17 protein-coding genes are annotated in these 16719 nt (G+C 58.7%); 13 read left to right on the forward strand and 4 right to left on the reverse strand.

The window, feature by feature from the left end; all coding sequences use genetic code 11:
- Nucleotides 1-11 precede the first annotated feature (11 nt).
- From cysD to ACUTSC_RS16185, 4 genes are all read left to right on the forward strand, one after another.
- Nucleotides 12-920: a sulfate adenylyltransferase subunit CysD gene (gene cysD / locus ACUTSC_RS16170; protein WP_004932620.1), complete on the forward strand. Its 909-nt coding sequence runs from the start codon at nucleotides 12-14 to the stop codon at nucleotides 918-920.
- 11 nt (nucleotides 921-931) lie between these two features.
- A complete protein-coding gene (gene cysN, locus ACUTSC_RS16175; RefSeq protein WP_197766961.1) occupies nucleotides 932-2359 on the forward strand; it encodes a sulfate adenylyltransferase subunit CysN in 1428 nt (475 codons plus the stop codon).
- Complete coding sequence (gene cysC, locus ACUTSC_RS16180; protein WP_077791524.1) at nucleotides 2298-2987, forward strand: adenylyl-sulfate kinase; 690 nt, start codon at nucleotides 2298-2300, stop codon at nucleotides 2985-2987. Before cysN ends, cysC begins: the two co-directional genes overlap by 62 nt.
- Nucleotides 2988-3071: 84 nt before the next feature.
- Nucleotides 3072-3398 (forward strand): DUF3561 family protein, encoded by a 327-nt coding sequence (locus ACUTSC_RS16185; protein ID WP_033637158.1) that lies wholly within the window; start codon nucleotides 3072-3074, stop codon nucleotides 3396-3398.
- Nucleotides 3399-3450: 52 nt separating this feature from the next.
- On the opposite strand, the gene ACUTSC_RS16190 is transcribed toward ACUTSC_RS16185, so the two are convergent.
- The 3 genes from ACUTSC_RS16190 to ACUTSC_RS16200 all read right to left on the reverse strand — a co-directional run bounded on the left by ACUTSC_RS16190 (nucleotide 3451) and on the right by ACUTSC_RS16200 (nucleotide 5761).
- Nucleotides 3451-4173: an ATP-binding cassette domain-containing protein gene (locus ACUTSC_RS16190; protein WP_197766959.1), complete on the reverse strand. Its 723-nt coding sequence runs from the start codon at nucleotides 4171-4173 to the stop codon at nucleotides 3451-3453.
- Complete coding sequence (locus ACUTSC_RS16195) at nucleotides 4157-4876, reverse strand: amino acid ABC transporter permease (RefSeq protein ID WP_110158618.1); 720 nt, start codon at nucleotides 4874-4876, stop codon at nucleotides 4157-4159. The genes ACUTSC_RS16190 and ACUTSC_RS16195 overlap by 17 nt, the downstream gene beginning before the upstream one ends.
- A gap of 114 nt (nucleotides 4877-4990) precedes the next feature.
- A complete protein-coding gene (locus ACUTSC_RS16200) occupies nucleotides 4991-5761 on the reverse strand; it encodes a transporter substrate-binding domain-containing protein (protein WP_197773580.1) in 771 nt (256 codons plus the stop codon).
- A 403-nt stretch (nucleotides 5762-6164) separates the two neighbouring features.
- Here ACUTSC_RS16200 and ftsB point away from each other — a divergent pair, with 403 nt between their 5' ends.
- From ftsB to rpoS, 8 genes are all read left to right on the forward strand, one after another.
- Nucleotides 6165-6485: a cell division protein FtsB gene (gene ftsB / locus ACUTSC_RS16205; protein ID WP_021505314.1), complete on the forward strand. Its 321-nt coding sequence runs from the start codon at nucleotides 6165-6167 to the stop codon at nucleotides 6483-6485.
- Nucleotides 6486-6488: 3 nt separating this feature from the next.
- Entirely contained in the window at nucleotides 6489-7196 is a 708-nt protein-coding gene (ispD, locus tag ACUTSC_RS16210; protein WP_445653442.1) for a 2-C-methyl-D-erythritol 4-phosphate cytidylyltransferase, read from the forward strand.
- 10 nt (nucleotides 7197-7206) lie between these two features.
- Nucleotides 7207-7680, forward strand: coding sequence for a 2-C-methyl-D-erythritol 2,4-cyclodiphosphate synthase (gene ispF, locus ACUTSC_RS16215; RefSeq protein ID WP_004932594.1), 474 nt, complete (start codon nucleotides 7207-7209; stop codon nucleotides 7678-7680).
- 4 nt (nucleotides 7681-7684) lie between these two features.
- Nucleotides 7685-8731, forward strand: a complete 1047-nt coding sequence (gene truD, locus ACUTSC_RS16220) for a tRNA pseudouridine(13) synthase TruD (RefSeq protein WP_197766956.1) — start codon at nucleotides 7685-7687, stop codon at nucleotides 8729-8731.
- On the forward strand, nucleotides 8712-9473 hold the full coding sequence (gene surE / locus ACUTSC_RS16225) for a 5'/3'-nucleotidase SurE (RefSeq protein ID WP_197766955.1): 762 nt from the start codon (nucleotides 8712-8714) through the stop codon (nucleotides 9471-9473). Before truD ends, surE begins: the two co-directional genes overlap by 20 nt.
- A complete protein-coding gene (locus tag ACUTSC_RS16230; RefSeq protein ID WP_004932585.1) occupies nucleotides 9467-10093 on the forward strand; it encodes a protein-L-isoaspartate(D-aspartate) O-methyltransferase in 627 nt (208 codons plus the stop codon). The genes surE and ACUTSC_RS16230 overlap by 7 nt, the downstream gene beginning before the upstream one ends.
- Before the next feature lie 325 nt (nucleotides 10094-10418).
- Nucleotides 10419-11417, forward strand: a complete 999-nt coding sequence (gene nlpD, locus ACUTSC_RS16235; RefSeq protein WP_063991367.1) for a murein hydrolase activator NlpD — start codon at nucleotides 10419-10421, stop codon at nucleotides 11415-11417.
- A gap of 54 nt (nucleotides 11418-11471) precedes the next feature.
- Nucleotides 11472-12470, forward strand: coding sequence for an RNA polymerase sigma factor RpoS (gene rpoS, locus ACUTSC_RS16240; protein WP_004932578.1), 999 nt, complete (start codon nucleotides 11472-11474; stop codon nucleotides 12468-12470).
- A 79-nt stretch (nucleotides 12471-12549) separates the two neighbouring features.
- Here rpoS and mutS read toward each other — a convergent pair whose 3' ends face one another.
- On the reverse strand, nucleotides 12550-15111 hold the full coding sequence (gene mutS / locus ACUTSC_RS16245) for a DNA mismatch repair protein MutS (RefSeq protein WP_445653460.1): 2562 nt from the start codon (nucleotides 15109-15111) through the stop codon (nucleotides 12550-12552).
- Between the two features lie 146 nt (nucleotides 15112-15257).
- On the opposite strand from mutS, the gene ACUTSC_RS16250 reads away from it, so the two are divergent.
- Nucleotides 15258-16715, forward strand: a complete 1458-nt coding sequence (locus ACUTSC_RS16250; RefSeq protein ID WP_445653443.1) for a tyrosine-type recombinase/integrase — start codon at nucleotides 15258-15260, stop codon at nucleotides 16713-16715.
- Nucleotides 16716-16719: the final 4 nt, after the last annotated feature.

The raw sequence follows: 16719 nt of genomic DNA on the forward strand, positions 1-16719 counted from the left end.
AAGGACCTGTTATGGACGAAAAACGACTCACTCATTTGCGGCAATTGGAGGCGGAGAGTATCCATATCATCCGTGAAGTCGCCGCTGAATTCGCCAACCCGGTGATGCTGTATTCCATCGGTAAAGACTCTTCCGTGATGCTGCATCTGGCGCGCAAGGCGTTCTTCCCCGGCACGCTGCCGTTCCCGTTGCTGCACGTCGATACCGGCTGGAAGTTCCGCGAAATGTACGAGTTCCGCGACCGCACCGCGAAAGAGTACGGCTTCGAGCTGCTGGTGCATAAAAACCCGGAAGGGGTGGCGATGGGCATCAACCCGTTCGTGCACGGCAGCGCCAAGCATACCGACATCATGAAGACCGAGGGCCTGAAGCAGGCGTTGAACAAGTACGGTTTCGACGCCGCCTTCGGCGGTGCGCGGCGCGACGAGGAGAAGTCGCGTGCCAAAGAGCGCATCTATTCGTTCCGCGATCGCTTCCACCGCTGGGATCCGAAAAACCAGCGGCCGGAGCTGTGGCACAACTACAACGGCCAGATCAACAAAGGGGAGAGCATCCGCGTCTTCCCGCTGTCGAACTGGACCGAGCTGGACATCTGGCAGTACATCTTCCTGGAAAAGATCGACATCGTGCCGCTGTACCTGGCGAAACCGCGCCCGGTGGTGGAGCGCGACGGCATGCTGATGATGGTGGACGACGATCGCATCGATCTGCAGCCGGGCGAAGTGATCAGCCAGCGCATGGTGCGTTTCCGCACCCTGGGGTGCTGGCCGCTGACCGGCGCGGTGGATTCGCAGGCGCAAACCCTGCCGGAGATCATCGAAGAGATGCTGGTCTCTACCACCAGTGAACGCCAGGGGCGGATGATCGACCGCGATCAGTCCGGCTCGATGGAGCTGAAAAAGCGTCAAGGGTATTTCTAAGGAGCCGCCGGATGAACAACGCAATAGCACAACAAATCGCTGACCAGGGCGGCGTCGAATCCTACCTGCACGCGCAGCAGCACAAGAGCCTGCTGCGCTTTCTGACCTGCGGCAGCGTCGACGACGGCAAAAGCACCCTGATTGGCCGCCTGCTGCACGATACCCGCCAGATCTACGAGGATCAGCTGTCGACGCTGCACAGCGACAGCAAACGCATCGGCACCCAGGGCGAGAAGCTCGATCTGGCGCTGCTGGTGGACGGCCTGCAGGCCGAGCGCGAGCAGGGCATCACCATCGACGTGGCCTATCGCTATTTCTCGACCGAAAAACGCAAATTTATCATCGCTGATACCCCAGGGCATGAGCAGTACACCCGCAACATGGCCACTGGCGCTTCCACCTGCGATCTGGCGATCCTGTTGATCGACGCGCGCAAAGGGGTGCTGGATCAGACCCGCCGCCACAGTTTTATCGCGACCCTGCTGGGCATTCGCCATCTGGTGGTGGCGGTGAACAAAATGGATCTGGTGGACTACCAGGAAGCGGTGTTCGAGCAGTTCAAACAGGATTACCTGACCTTTGCCCAGCAGCTGCCAGGCGATCTGGATATCAAATTCGTGCCGCTGTCGGCGCTGGACGGCGACAACGTGGCGAGCGAAAGCGCCCATATGCCGTGGTACAGCGGCCCGACGCTGCTGGAGGTGCTGGAGAGCGTTGACGTGGTCAGCGAGCGAGAAAACCAGCCGCTGCGCTTCCCGGTGCAGTACGTCAACCGCCCGAACCTCGATTTTCGCGGCTATGCCGGTACGCTGTCCGCCGGCGTGGTGCGGGTGGGGCAACGGGTCAAGGTGCTGCCTTCCGGCGTGGAGTCCAGCGTGGCGCGCATCGTGACCTTCGACGGCGATCTGCAAGAAGCGGTGCCGGGCGAGGCGATTACGCTGGTGCTGAAGGATGAGGTGGACATCAGCCGCGGCGATCTGCTGGTCGACGCCGGCGAAAGCCTGCAGGCGGCGCAGAGCGCGCTGGTGGACGTGGTATGGATGGCCGAGCAGCCGCTGGTGCCGGGCCAGAGCTACGACATCAAGATCGCCGGTAAAAAGACCCGCGCCCGCGTGGAGAGCATCCGCCATCAGGTGGAGATCAATACGCTGGCGCAGCACCCGGCCGACACCCTGCCGCTCAACGGCATCGGGTTGGTGGAGCTGACCTTCGACGAGCCGCTGATGCTGGACAGCTATCAGAGCAATCACGACACCGGCGGGCTGATCTTCATCGATCGCATGAGCAACGTCACGGTAGGCGCCGGTCTGGTGCGCGAAACGCTGCAGGCCACCCCGGCGGCGCACGGCGAGTTCAGCGCCTTCGAGCTGGAGCTAAATGCGCTGGTGCGCAAGCACTTCCCGCACTGGGGCGCACGCGATCTGCTCGGTGGTCGATAAGGTGGCCGCCGAACTGAGGGCGACCGGGCCGGACGATGAGAACGTGGTTTGGCATCCGCACGCCGTGACGCGCGCGGATCGCGAAGCGCGCAACGGCCATCGCGGTGTGGTGCTGTGGTTTACCGGGCTGTCCGGCTCGGGCAAATCCACCGTCGCCGGCGCGCTGGAGCAGGCGCTGCACGGGCTCGGCGTCAGCACCTATCTGCTGGACGGCGATAACGTGCGCCACGGCCTGTGCCGCGATCTCGGCTTCTCCGACGAGGATCGGCGCGAGAACATTCGCCGGGTGGGGGAAGTGGCCAAACTGATGGTGGACGCCGGGCTGGTGGTGCTGACCGCGTTCATTTCGCCGCACCGCGCCGAGCGGCAGATGGTGCGCGAGATGCTCGGCGACGATCGCTTTATCGAGGTGTTCGTCGACACGCCGTTGGCGATCTGTGAGGCGCGCGATCCCAAGGGATTGTATAAAAAAGCGCGCGCCGGCGAGCTGCGCAATTTCACCGGTATCGACGCGGTTTACGAGGCGCCGCAGCAGCCTGAAATCCACCTCGATGGCCAACAATTGGTAACAAATTTGATTGCGCAATTGTTAGACGTGTTGCGTGGTCAGGCTATTATCAAACCCTGAATTCAAAAAAAGCGTGTGGCGTTTTTCGCCATGCGCTTTTTACTCTAAGCCGCCGCAGAGCGAGCCGAATAACCAGGGATCACTATGCAAAATGTCACGCCTATCTTGATCGACTCCAAGCAGTCAAAACAGGAGAGAGAGGAGCCTTCTTATTCTTTCCTGGGCGGCGTCAGCGGCTTTGTTTTCTACTGGCTGGCGTTCGCGTTGCCGTTTCTGGTTTACGGTTCCAACACGTTGTTTTTCCTGCTCTATACCTGGCCGTTCTTCCTGGCGCTGATGCCGCTGTCGGTGCTGATCGGCATCACCCTCAGCATGCTGTTGCGCGGCCGTCTGATCCTGACGCTGCTGCTGACCGGCACCATCGTGCTGTGCCTGTTCTGGCTGGTGTTCAGCTTCCTGACCGGGTGGTGAGAGAGCGGGCGCCGATGCCGGCGCCCGAAGGATTGCAAAGCGGTGCCGAAGGTTACAAAACTTTGCTCAGAAATGCCTGAGTACGCGGATTGGCCGGATGGCTGAAGATCTGCTGCGGTGCACCTTCCTCCTGAATGATCCCCTGATCGATAAACAGCACCCGATCGGCCACCTCGCGGGCAAAGCCCATCTCATGCGTTACTACCACCATGGTCATGCCCTCGTGCGCCAGCGATTTCATCACTGCCAACACTTCGCCCACCAGCTCCGGATCGAGCGCGGAGGTCGGTTCGTCGAACAGCATGATCTTCGGCTCCATCGCCAGCGCGCGGGCGATGGCCACCCGCTGCTGCTGGCCGCCGGACAGGCTGTTGGGGTAGGCGTCTATCTTGTCGAGCAGCCCGACCTTGTGCAGCAGCTGTTCAGCTTGCGTAATGGCTTCGGCGCGCGGCTGCTTCTTCACGCTCACCGGCGCCATGATGATGTTTTCCAACACCGTCATGTGCGGGAACAGGTTGAAGCGCTGGAACACCATCCCCACGCTTTCACGCATCTTGTTCAGGTCGGTTTTCTGATCGTGGACGGCGAAGCCGTTGACCTCGATCTCGCCGCCGGAGAGCGTTTCCAGCGCGTTGATGCAGCGCAGGAAGGTGCTTTTGCCCGAGCCGGAGGGGCCGATGACGCACACCACTTCGTTGGCGGCGATCCGGCAGGAAATGCCGCGCAGCACGTGGCTCTCGCCGAACTGTTTTTGCAGGTTATGTACGCGAATCACTTTTACCGAACCTCTTTTCCATGTGTTGCACCAGCAGCGAGAGCAGGAAGGTGATGACCCAATAGACCAGCGAAATGGTCAGATAGGGCTCCCAGTAAGTGGCGTAGGCGCCGGAGACGGTACGGGCGGCATAGGCCAGATCCGCCAGGCCGATGGCGGAGGCCAGCGACGAATCCTTGACGATGGCGATGGCGTTGTTGCCCAGCGGCGGCAGCATGCGGCGGAAGGCCTGCGGCAGGATAACCTGTCGCATGGTCTTGCCGTAGCTCATGCCCAGCGAACGCGAGGCCTCCATCTGGCCGCGGTCAATCGACTGGATCCCGGCGCGGAAGATCTCCGACACATAGGCGCCGGCGTTGAGCGTGATCGCCACCACACAGGAGAGAAAGGCACCGTAGTCGGCGCGCAGCGCGCGGGCAAAATCGACGCTCATCAGGCCGCTGGTGACCAACAGGCCGTCGCGCGGGTTAATGAACAGCGGCACCAGCGCGAAGTGGACCACCATGATTTGTACGAACAGCGGCGTGCCGCGAAAGGCGCTGATGTAAATGCGCACCGGCCACTGAACGCCATAATGCAGGATGGGTTTCCAGATGCCGTGCGGCGCCTGCGCCAAACGGCCCAGCCCGAGGATCAATCCCCAGGAGGTGCCGAGCAGTACGCAGATAATGGTGCATTTGATGGTCATCCAGGCGCCTTCCATAAACAGCGGCGCGTATTCCTGGATGATCTCCCAGCGGAAGTTCAAGGGGTATTCCTTCTTGGTAGGCTGAAACGGGGGGGCGCCGACGGCCTGGCGGGCGCCGGCGACAAGGCATTATTCCGCCGGCAGCGTCGGCACGTTGCTGTCGAACCAGGTTTGGTAGATCTTGGCGTAGGTGCCGTCGGCGACAATCTTCTTCAGGCCGGCGTTGATCTTGTTACGCAGTTCGTCGTTGCCTTTGGCGACGGCGATGCCGAAATACTGGCGCTCGAATTTGGCGTCTGGCACCAGTTTGAAGGCTTTCTCAGGATGGGTCTTGATATAGAACTTGGCCACGCCAACGTCGCCGACCGCCGCGCCGATGCCGTCTTCATACAGCTCCTGCAGCATCAGCGGGGTATTATCGAAGCGCTTGATGGCGGTGCTGTTTTTGCCCAGCTCGTCGGACACCACGATGTCGCCGGTGCTGGAGTTCACCACGCCGACCTTCAGCGTTTTCAGCGCGGCGATGGAGTCCACCGTCGAATCCTGCGGCACCACGATGGCCTGCTCGGCCGGGAAGTATGGCGCCGAGAAATCAACCATTTGCTTGCGTTTGTCGGTGATGGTGATGCCGGAAATGATGATGTCGCGATCGCCGGAATTCAACGTGGCGAAGATCCCTTCCCACGGCGTATTGATCAGTTTGATTTGGAAGCCTCCGGCCTTGGCCACCGCTTTGATGATGTCAATGTCGAAACCTTCCAGCTGCTTTTGGCTATTTTCAAACTCGAACGGCCGATAGGTGCCGCCGGAGCCGACGACGTAGGTAGTTTCAGCCGCCAACGCGGCGGTGGAGAAGGTGGCGGCCAGGCAGGCGCCGATCAGAACTAAACGTTTTAACATCGCGATCCCCGATAATGAAAGGTTATACATTGGAATTATTTATGCACTATGAGTGCATAAAAATAAGCTTCAATGAATGAAAGTACAACCCCTGCATAAGGATTATTCTTTCTATGGTGTTAAATATTCACTTTTTTCGTTGCTGTGGATTAAGCGATGGGTCAGGAAGCGGCTGTGCAGTGGTTCTTGCTGCATAATGGGTGAAGGGCAGGGTATGTTTCATTGCAAAACGCATCGCGCGCATCGGGCAAAAGGGGCTTTTTCTGCCGCTTTCGCCGTGGAATTAGTCGATAAACTCGGGAATCCTTCATCCGTATTCTGAATTTGGCGTTGAAATGCCGCTCTCAGTGTGGAGTCCAACGAGAAGTTGTGGGATGATTGGTCGGTTTTTCAGGGGGCGGAGATGGGAAAACTTACGCTGCTATTGCTGGCATTGCTCGGTTGGTTACAGTATTCACTGTGGCTGGGCAAAAATGGTATTCACGATTACGTGCGAGTCAATGAAGACGTTGCGGTCCAGCAGGGCAGCAACGCCAAGTTGAAAGCGCGTAACGATCAGCTGTTTGCCGAAATCGATGATTTGAACGGCGGTCAGGAAGCGATCGAAGAGCGAGCGCGTAATGAGCTGGGCATGATCAAGCCTGGTGAGACTTTCTATCGTCTGGTTCCTGACCAATCCAGACGCAACGCGGCGTCTTCCTCGCAAAATAACGCACAAAAATAACGCATGAATCACTCCGCAGGCACCTTTCCCTCGGTGATTGCCGTCCTGCCTGCTGCCGGTATCGGCAGCCGCATGCAGGCGGAATGCCCGAAGCAATATTTAACCATCGGCCGGCACAGCATCGTCGAGCACGCCATCCACGCCTTGTTGCGCCATCCGCGCATTGAGCGGGTGATCGTGGCGATCGGCCCCGAAGATCGCCAGTTCGAAGAGCTGCCGATCGCCTTGGATCCGCGGGTGATCGTCACCGAGGGCGGCAAACAGCGCGCCGATTCGGTGATGGCCGGGCTGAAGCTGGCGGGTGAGGCGGACTGGGTGCTGGTGCACGACGCCGCGCGCCCCTGCCTGCACGCCGACGATCTCGAGCGCCTGCTGGCGATCACCGCACACAGCAAGGTCGGCGGCATTCTCGCCGCCCCGGTGCGCGACACCATGAAACGCGCCGAACCCGGCCGCGAAACCATCGCCCACACCGTCGAACGGCAGGATCTGTGGCATGCGCTGACGCCGCAGCTGTTTCCGCTGCCGCTGCTCAAGCAGTGCCTGCAGCGCGCGCTGGATGAAGGCGCGAACGTCACCGACGAAGCCTCGGCGCTGGAGCATTGCGGCTATCATCCGCTGCTGGTCGCCGGCCGGGCGGACAACATTAAAGTAACGCGGCCGGAGGATTTGGCGCTGGCGGCGTTCTATTTGACTCAGTTGGACAATTAAGGAGCGCACCATGCGTATCGGTCACGGTTTTGACGTACATAAATTCGGCGGCGAAGGCCCGTTAGTGATCGGCGGTGTTCGCATCCCTTACGACAAAGGTTTGCTGGCCCACTCCGACGGTGACGTTGCGCTGCATGCCGCGACCGACGCCCTGCTGGGCGCGGCGGCGCTGGGTGATATCGGCAAGCTGTTCCCCGATACCGATCCTGCCTTCAAGGGCGCCGACAGCCGCGAGCTGCTGCGCGAAGCCTGGAAACGCATCCGCGCCAAAGGGTATCGCCTCGGCAACCTCGATATCACCATCATCGCCCAGGCGCCGAAAATGGCGCCGCACATCCCGCAGATGCGTGTCTTCCTGGCGGAAGATCTGCAGTGCCATATGGATGACGTCAACGTGAAGGCCACCACCACCGAGCAGCTCGGTTTCACCGGGCGCGGCGAGGGCATCGCCTGCGAAGCGGTCGCCTTGCTGATCAAGGAATAATTGCATGGATATGGCGAATCTGACCTGGCTGCATGGCCGGCCGCAGAGCACCGGGGTGTTGAAAGCCAATCCGGAAGATTTCGTGGTGGTGGAAGACCTGGGCTTTGCGCCGGACGGCGAAGGCGAGCACGTGTTGGTGAACATCCGTAAAAACGGCTGCAATACCCAGTTCGTGGCCGACTATTTGGCGCGTTTCGCCGGTATTCATGCCCGTTCCGTCAGCTATGCCGGTTTGAAGGATCGCCACGCGGTGACCGAACAGTGGTTCTGCCTGCACATGCCGGGCAAGGACACGCCGGATTTCTCCCAGTTTGCGCTGGAAGGCTGCGAGGTGCTCTCGTCTGCCCGCCACCTGCGTAAAATGCGCATCGGTAACCTGAAAGGCAACCACTTTACGCTGGTGCTGCGCCAGATTTCCGATCGGCAGGACGTTGAGCGCCGTCTGCAGGCCATCGCCGCGCAGGGGGTGCCAAACTATTTCGGCAGCCAACGCTTCGGCCGCGGCGGCAACAACCTGGTGATGGCGCGCCGCTGGGCGAACGACGAAATCCGCGTCAAAGAGCGCAGCAAACGCAGTTTCTACCTTTCCGCCAGCCGCAGCGCACTGTTTAATCAGGTCGCGAGCAGGCGCCTGGCCGACGGCCTGCAGCGCACCGTGCTGGAGGGAGACGCCTTGCAGCTGAGCGGCCGCGGCAGTTGGTTCGTCGCCAAGGCCGATGAGCTGGAGACGTTGCAACAACGGCTGGATGACGGTGAGCTGGTTGTCACCGCGACGTTGCCGGGCGACGGCGAGCCGGGTACTTCCGGCGATGCGTTGGCATTTGAACAACAATGCTTGGCGGAGCAGCCGGAATTGCTTACGCTTTTAAAGCGCGAGCGTGTCGAACCCGCTCGTCGGGCCCTGCTGTTGCAGCCGCAAAATATGCTGTGGAACTGGTGGGATGACGTTACTGTGGAACTGCGCTTCTGGCTGCCGGCAGGCAGCTTCGCCACCAGCGTGGTTCGCGAGATCATGCAGCAGGATGACAGTAATGCGGATATTGCTGAGTAACGATGACGGCGTCAACGCTCCGGGCATTCAGGTGCTGGCGGCGGCGCTGCGGGAATTCGCCGAGGTGCAGGTCGTGGCGCCGGATCGTAACCGCAGCGGCTCTTCCAATGCCTTGACGCTGGAGTCGCCGCTGCGCACGCAGACGCTGGCCAACGGTGATATTGCGATGCTGCAGGGAACGCCGACCGACTGCGTCTACCTTGGCGTCAACGCCTTGATGCGCCCGGCGCCGGATATCGTGGTCTCCGGCATCAACGCCGGGCCGAATTTGGGCGACGACGTCATCTATTCCGGCACCGTCGCGGCGGCGATGGAGGGGCGGCATCTTGGGCTGCCCGCGTTGGCGGTGTCGTTGAACGGCCACCAGCACTATGCGACCGCCGCCGTCATTACCTGCCGTATCCTGCGCGCGTTGCAGCGCGAACCGTTGCGTACCGGAAAAATCCTGAATATCAACGTACCGGATCTGCCGCTGGCGGAGATCAAAGGCCTGCGCGTTACCCGCTGCGGCAGCCGCCATCCCGCCGACAAGGTTTTCTGCCAGCAGGATCCGCGCGGACAAAATCTCTACTGGATCGGGCCGCCTGGTGATAAATTTGATGCCGGGCCGGATACCGACTTTGCGGCGGTGGAACAAGGCTATGTGGCGATAACGCCGCTGCAGGTGGATTTAACCGCCTACGCGGCGCAAGAAGTCGTGAAAACATGGTTAACCAAGGCAGAGGTTAGCGGGGAATGGTGAACAAGCGCATGCAAACATTGCTGACGCAGCTGCGGCAGCAAGGGATCCGGGACGAAAAGCTGCTACGGGCGATCGAAGCGGTGCCGCGCGAGCGTTTTGTCGACGAAGCACTGGATCACAAAGCCTACGAAAACACCGCATTGCCGATCGGTTCCGGTCAGACCATTTCTCAGCCTTATATGGTGGCGCGGATGACCGAGCTGCTGAACCTGAAGCCCACCTCAAGAGTGCTGGAGATCGGCACCGGTTCCGGTTATCAAACCGCTATCCTGGCGCATCTGGTGCAACACGTTTGTTCCGTCGAGCGCATCAAGGGGCTGCAGTGGCAGGCCAAGCGCCGGCTGAAGCAGCTCGATCTTCACAATGTTTCCACCCGCCACGGCGACGGCTGGCAGGGCTGGGCGTCGCGCGGCCCGTTCGATGCGATCATCGTCACGGCCGCACCGCCGGAGATCCCGCAGGCGCTGGTGGAGCAACTGGACGACGGCGGCATTTTGGTGTTGCCGGTGGGCGAGCAGGCTCAAACCCTCAAACGCATTCAGCGTCATGGCAACGATTTCGTTGTCGATGCGGTCGAAGCGGTGCGCTTTGTCCCGCTGGTGAAAGGCGAATTGGCCTAGCGATTGTCTGAATTTTCGACCGTCGGCAAAATCTGTTGCACTTTCATCACGTCCGGATAAGGTTTTCTCGTTCCAATCAGGCTAATTTTCACTAGAATTGGCCTTTCTACGTAGTTGTCTTATGGTGCGGCGACGTCAATGTGGTTAGCATTGGCGCGCGTTTTGATGCTCCGGTGCGAGATGACCTGGCGTTCAGGGATCGGCCGGCGGCGCCTTTACATCGCAGAAACTGGGAAGTGGCAAAAGCTCGGCTACGATGTAAAGGGTATTTTGGATATATCACTGATATTGCTGTCATGGGGGAAGCATGAGCACGGGAAGCCCAATGATTACGTTACGCCGGGTTGCGGTGTGTACGATGGTAAGTTTGTGGTTGGCGGGTTGTACGAATACGGCCTCGACGTCGGCCCCTATCAGCAGCGTGGGCGGCGGCGGTGCCGTTCCATCCGGCAATAATAATGGCGGAGTACAGCAGGCCAGCCCAGAGGGCCGCATTGTCTATAATCGCAGTTATACCGCCATTCCTAAAGGGAGTTACAGCGGCGGTGAAACTTATACGGTCAAGCGCGGCGACACGCTGTTTTACATCGCCTGGATCACCGGCAATGATTTCCGCGACCTGGCGCAGCGCAACAATATTCCCGAGCCATACAGCCTGAATGTTGGCCAAACCATTCAGCTTGGTAATGGTTCTGCTAACGGCGGTGGCGGCATGTTGGCGACGACAGACGCGACCAAAGGCGGCGTTCCGAAGCCACCTTCCAGCTCCCAGATACAGACGGCAACGGTTGATTCTCAATCAACTAACGCGTATTCTGAAAACTCGGGTAAACAGAATGTAGGTAAGATGTTACCTGCAGCAGGTGCCGCAGCGGTTGGGACCGCGACTGCGCCTGTTACCGCGCCGGAAGCCGCTCCACCAGTGAGCAGCACCGTCAGCAACAGCGCTCCGGTCAGTACCTGGAGATGGCCGACTGACGGTAAGGTTATTGATAACTTTTCCTCATCAGAAGGTGGGAATAAGGGTGTCGATATCGCCGGTTCCCGTGGGCAGCCTATCTTCGCTACCGCCGATGGCCGCGTAGTGTATGCAGGCAACGCTTTACGGGGTTACGGTAATCTAATCATCATCAAACATAATGATGATTACCTGAGCGCCTACGCTCATAACGACACAATGCTGGTCCGGGAACAACAAGAAGTGAAGGCGGGTCAAAAAATAGCCACCATGGGTAGCACCGGTACCAGTTCAGTACGTTTGCATTTTGAAATTCGTTACAAGGGGAAATCCGTAAACCCGCTGCGTTATCTTCCGCAGCGATAGATTGGGCAGAATACGCTGAGATTCTGCTCGCGGTATCACGGGTAGGAGCAGCATATGAGCCAAAATACGCTGAAAGTTAACGAGTTACATGATGATGCGGATTTCGACGAGAATGGAGCTGAGGCCGAGTCGTTTGATGAAAAAGCGCTGGTAGAAGAAGAGACCAGCGAGAACGATTTAGCGGAAGAAGAGCTGTTGTCTCAAGGCGTTACGCAACGCGTATTGGATGCGACGCAGCTCTATCTGGGTGAGATCGGTTATTCACCTCTGCTGACAGCAGAGGAAGAAGTCTATTTTGCGCGGCGTGCTCTGCGCGGTGACGTGCCGTCCCGCCGACGCATGATTGAAAGCAACCTGCGGCTGGTGGTGAAAATCGCCCGCCGCTACAGCAACCGCGGTCTGGCGCTGCTGGATTTGATCGAAGAGGGTAACCTCGGTCTGATTCGGGCAGTGGAAAAATTCGACCCGGAACGCGGTTTCCGCTTCTCCACTTACGCAACCTGGTGGATCCGTCAGACGATTGAACGGGCGATCATGAACCAAACCCGTACCATTCGTTTGCCTATCCATATCGTCAAAGAACTGAATGTTTATCTGCGCACCGCGCGCGAGCTTTCCCACAAGCTGGATCATGAACCGAGCGCTGAAGAAATTGCCGAGCAACTCGACAAGCCGGTGGATGACGTCAGCCGCATGCTGCGCCTGAATGAGCGCATCACCTCGGTGGATACGCCGCTGGGCGGGGATTCTGAGAAAGCGCTGCTGGACATTCTGGCCGACGAAAAGGACAACGGGCCTGAAGACACCACGCAAGACGACGATATGAAGCAAAGCATCGTCAAATGGCTGTTCGAACTGAACGCCAAACAGCGTGAAGTGTTGGCGCGTCGTTTCGGCCTGCTGGGCTATGAAGCGGCGACGCTGGAAGACGTAGGCCGGGAGATTGGCCTGACGCGCGAGCGCGTCCGTCAGATTCAGGTTGAAGGTCTGCGCCGTCTGCGTGAGATTCTGCAGATGCAGGGCCTGAGCATTGAGGCGCTGTTCCGCGAATAACGCCGGTTGTTGAACCGCATCAAATAAAAACGGTGAGCATGATGCTCACCGTTTTTTTATGCCCGCGTTTGGCGCCAGGTTACACCATATTTTTCAGCCGGTAGATCCATTCCAGCGCCTGGCGTGGCGACAGGGAATCCGGATCAAGCCCCTCCAGGGCTTCTACCGCCGGCGAGGTTTCTTCCTGCAGCAGCGTCATCTGGGTAGCATCGACGCTGCCCGAGGCGGTGTGGCTGGAGATAGACTCCAGCTCGCGCAGCTTCTGACGGGCGCGCTTGATGACGTCGCGCGGCACGCCGGCCAGCGCGGCGACCGCCAGGCCATAGCTTTTGCTGGCGGCACCGTCCTGTACGCTGTGCATGAAGGCGATGGTATCGCCATGTTCGAGCGCGTCCAGATGCACGTTGACCACGCCTTCCACTTTCTCCGGCAAGGTCGTCAGCTCGAAGTAGTGGGTGGCGAACAGCGTCATCGCCTTGATGCGGTTGGCCAGGTTTTCGGCGCAGGCCCAGGCCAGCGACAGGCCGTCGTAGGTGGAGGTGCCGCGGCCGATTTCATCCATCAACACCAGGCTGTGCTCGGTGGCGTTGTGCAGAATGTTGGCGGTTTCGGTCATCTCCACCATGAAGGTGGAGCGGCCGGAAGCCAGATCGTCCGCCGCGCCGACTCGAGTGAAGATGCGATCCACCGGGCCGATGGTGGCCTTGGTGGCCGGCACGTAGCTGCCGATGTGCGCCATCAGCACAATCAGCGCCGTTTGCCGCATATAGGTGCTTTTACCACCCATGTTCGGGCCGGTGATGATCAGCATACGGCGCTGTGGCGACAGGGTGAGCGGGTTGGAGATAAACGGCTCGCTCAGCACCTGCTCCACCACCGGGTGGCGGCCTTCGGTAATGCGGATCCCCGGCTGCTCGCTCATGGTCGGGCAAGCGTAGTTTAGCGTATCGGCGCGCTCGGCCAGGTTGGCCAGCACGTCCAGCTCGGCCAGTGCGGCGGCGCTTTGCTGCAGCTCCGCGAGGTGCGGCAGCAGCAGATCGAACAGCTCGTCGTACAGGCTTTTCTCGATCGCCAGCGCCTTACCCTTGGAGGTCAGCACTTTGTCTTCGTACTCTTTCAATTCCGGGATGATGTAGCGCTCGGCGTTTTTCAGCGTCTGACGGCGCACATAGTGGATCGGCACCAGGTGGCTTTGGCCGCGGCTGACCTGAATGTAGTAGCCGTGTACGCCGTTAAAACCGACCTTGAGCGTATCCAGCCCCAGCTTTTCACGCTCGCGGATCTCCAGCCGGTCGAGGTAGTCGCTGGCGCCGTCGGCCAGTGCGCGCCACTCGTCCAGTTCGCTGTTGTAACCGGGGGCGATCACGCCGCCGTCGCGTACCAGCACCGGCGGCGATTCAATGACCGCGCGTTCCAGCAGCTCACGCAGCTCGTCGAACTGGCCTACCTGTGACAGCAGCTGCTGCACGTGCGGGGTGTCCACGTCTTGCAGCAGTGCGCGGATGTCCGGCAGCTGCTGGAAAGCATGACGCATGCGCGCCAGATCGCGCGGCCGCGCGGTGCGTAGCGCCAGGCGCGCCAAAATTCGCTCCTGATCGCCCACCTGGCGCAGCGAAGGCTGCAGATCGGCGAACAGCTCCTGCAATGCGCCGATCGCCTGTTGGCGAGCGGTGAGAACCTTGATATCGCGGGTCGGCATGTGCAGCCAGCGTTTCAGCATGCGGCTGCCCATCGGCGTGACCGTGCGATCGAGGATCGCCGCCAGCGTGTTGTCGCTGCCGCCGGACAGACTTTGCGTCAGCTCCAGATTGCGACGGGTCGCGGCGTCCATGATGATGCCGTCCTGCTGGCGCTCCATGGTGAGGCCGCGAATGTGCGGCAGCGAAGTGCGCTGGGTATCTTTGACGTACTGCAACAGGCAGCCGGCGGCGCGCAGCGCCTGGTGAGCCTGCTCGACGCCGAAACCGGTCAAGTCGCGGGTACCGAATTGCAGGTTGAGCTGCTGACGCGCGGTCTCAAGCTCGAATTCCCACAGTGGGCGGCGGCGCAGGCCGTGGCGCTGTTCGATCAGCGTCATTTGTTCGAAGGTTTCCGGGTAGAGCAGCTCGGCCGGATTGGTGCGCTGCAGCTCGGCAGCCATGGTTTCCAGATCCTGCGGCTCGGCGACGCGGAAGCGGCCGGAGCTGACGTCCAGCGTGGCGTAGCCGAAGCCGCGCGCGTCCTGCCAGATCGCCGCCAGCAGGTTGTCCTGGCGCTCTTGCAGTAACGCTTCGTCGGTGATGGTGCCTGGGGTGACGATACGCACCACTTTGCGCTCGACCGGCCCTTTGCTGGTGGCCGGATCGCCGATCTGCTCGCATATGGCGACGGACTCGCCGAGCTGCACCAGCTTGGCCAGGTAGTTCTCCACCGCGTGGTGCGGCACGCCGGCCATCGGGATGGGTTCACCCGCCGAGGCGCCGCGCTTGGTCAGCGAGATATCCAGCAGTTGGGAAGCGCGCTTGGCGTCGTCGTAAAACAGCTCGTAGAAGTCGCCCATGCGGTAGAACAGCAGGATTTCAGGATGCTGGGCCTTGAGGCGCAGGTACTGCTGCATCATTGGCGTATGGTCTGAGAGATCCTTGTCGATAGACTCTTGCATATTGATTTTACTCATTTTTTAAGTCTTGCGGTTACCCATGTGGCCCCATGTGAAACCGCTTTAAACCCATATAAATCGATAAATTTGTATACCAGAAGTATACCGGTTAGTATCGGGTATACACTCTGAGTTGCTGGTATACATTTATGAAAATGACACTTACTCAGTCGATTATAATCAATAAGTTATCTATCGACGTGAAACCAGATCTCGACCAGCAAGGGCGAGTAGTCTACTTACCCAATCCTGAACGAAAGCCGTATATTATCACTGACAACCACAGGGATTCACCCGTAGGTTTCGGTGTCAAAATCAGTGCCACCAAAAAAACCTATATCATTCAACGACGGGTGGCATCAGCAGACAAGCGACCCTCAACGGGTGGCAAGGCACCGAAACAGGTTATCAGATCTACGATTGGTAATGTTTCAGATTTTGCCAACATTGATCAGGCACGCGATGCTGCTCGCAAATTCGTTGAAACTATGAAGTTGACCAGACGAAATCCGAATGCAGTAAAGCGAGAAGCAGAGGCTTCTGAGCTAACGATCAGTGAAGTTTTTGCGCAATACAGAAGTCATCTTATGGGCAGATCGAAACCGGCAAAGCCCAACACATTAAATGTGCTGAACAAAGCCGAAAACCGCCTGAAAGAGTGGGAAAATCTTAGAGTAAAAGATCTGACAGGCAACGAGATATTGCGCAAGTTTGATGAGATCGCTTCAAGAGCCAGAACTGCGGCAGAGCAGACTTTTCGCTGGGTGAATGTGGCGGTAAGACATGCGATTGAGATCGAAGCGGGAAATGCCCAGACACAACAACGACAACCGACACTAAGCTACAACCCCTTTTCAATTCTGACGATTCAGAAAAAATTCAGAACCCGTTCACAGCTTGAAGAAAGCTATCGCACAAAAGGTGTACGAAACCCACTGTCGCCAAAGGACACCTTGGGGCGATTTTTAACGGCATTGCACTACAAGAGAAGCTTCAACCGCCTGGGATGCGATTATCTTTTGCTGACTGTTCTGACAGGAGCCAGGAAAGAAGAAACAGCTTCATTGTGCTGGCGAGAGGCTCTGACAGAAGAAGAAGCCAGAACGACCAGCTATGTTGATCTTGAAAATAGGATAATTCGATTTTACGACACTAAAAACCGCAACGACCATGAACTTCCAATTTGTGATGCTACGAAGCGAATTCTTGAAGACCGAAGAGATTTAGTCAACGAGACTGAAAAGCGAGCAGATAAACGCAAATGGGTTTTTCCTGCCCGGTCGTCGCGAAGCAAAGTTGGGCACTATTCAGACAGCAAAAGCCTACGCGAGTATATCTGCCAGGAAGCCGGAATAGGGAAGTTGGGAATGCACGACCTGCGAAGAACCTTTGGTCGTGTTGCAGAAGGACTCACTTCATATAGTGTGGTGAAAAGGTTGCTCAACCATCGCAATACAACTGATCCTACTGAACGGTATGCAATGCCTGATAATGACCGAATTTATGAGGCACTTCAAAGTATTGAGCTCCATATGCTTATGACTGCACCAGAGTTGTATAATACACTTCTGGCTTCGGCGAAATATCAACCATTGCCAACAAAATAGGGGA

It is taken from the genome of Serratia sp. TSA_105.2 (assembly GCF_052692115.1).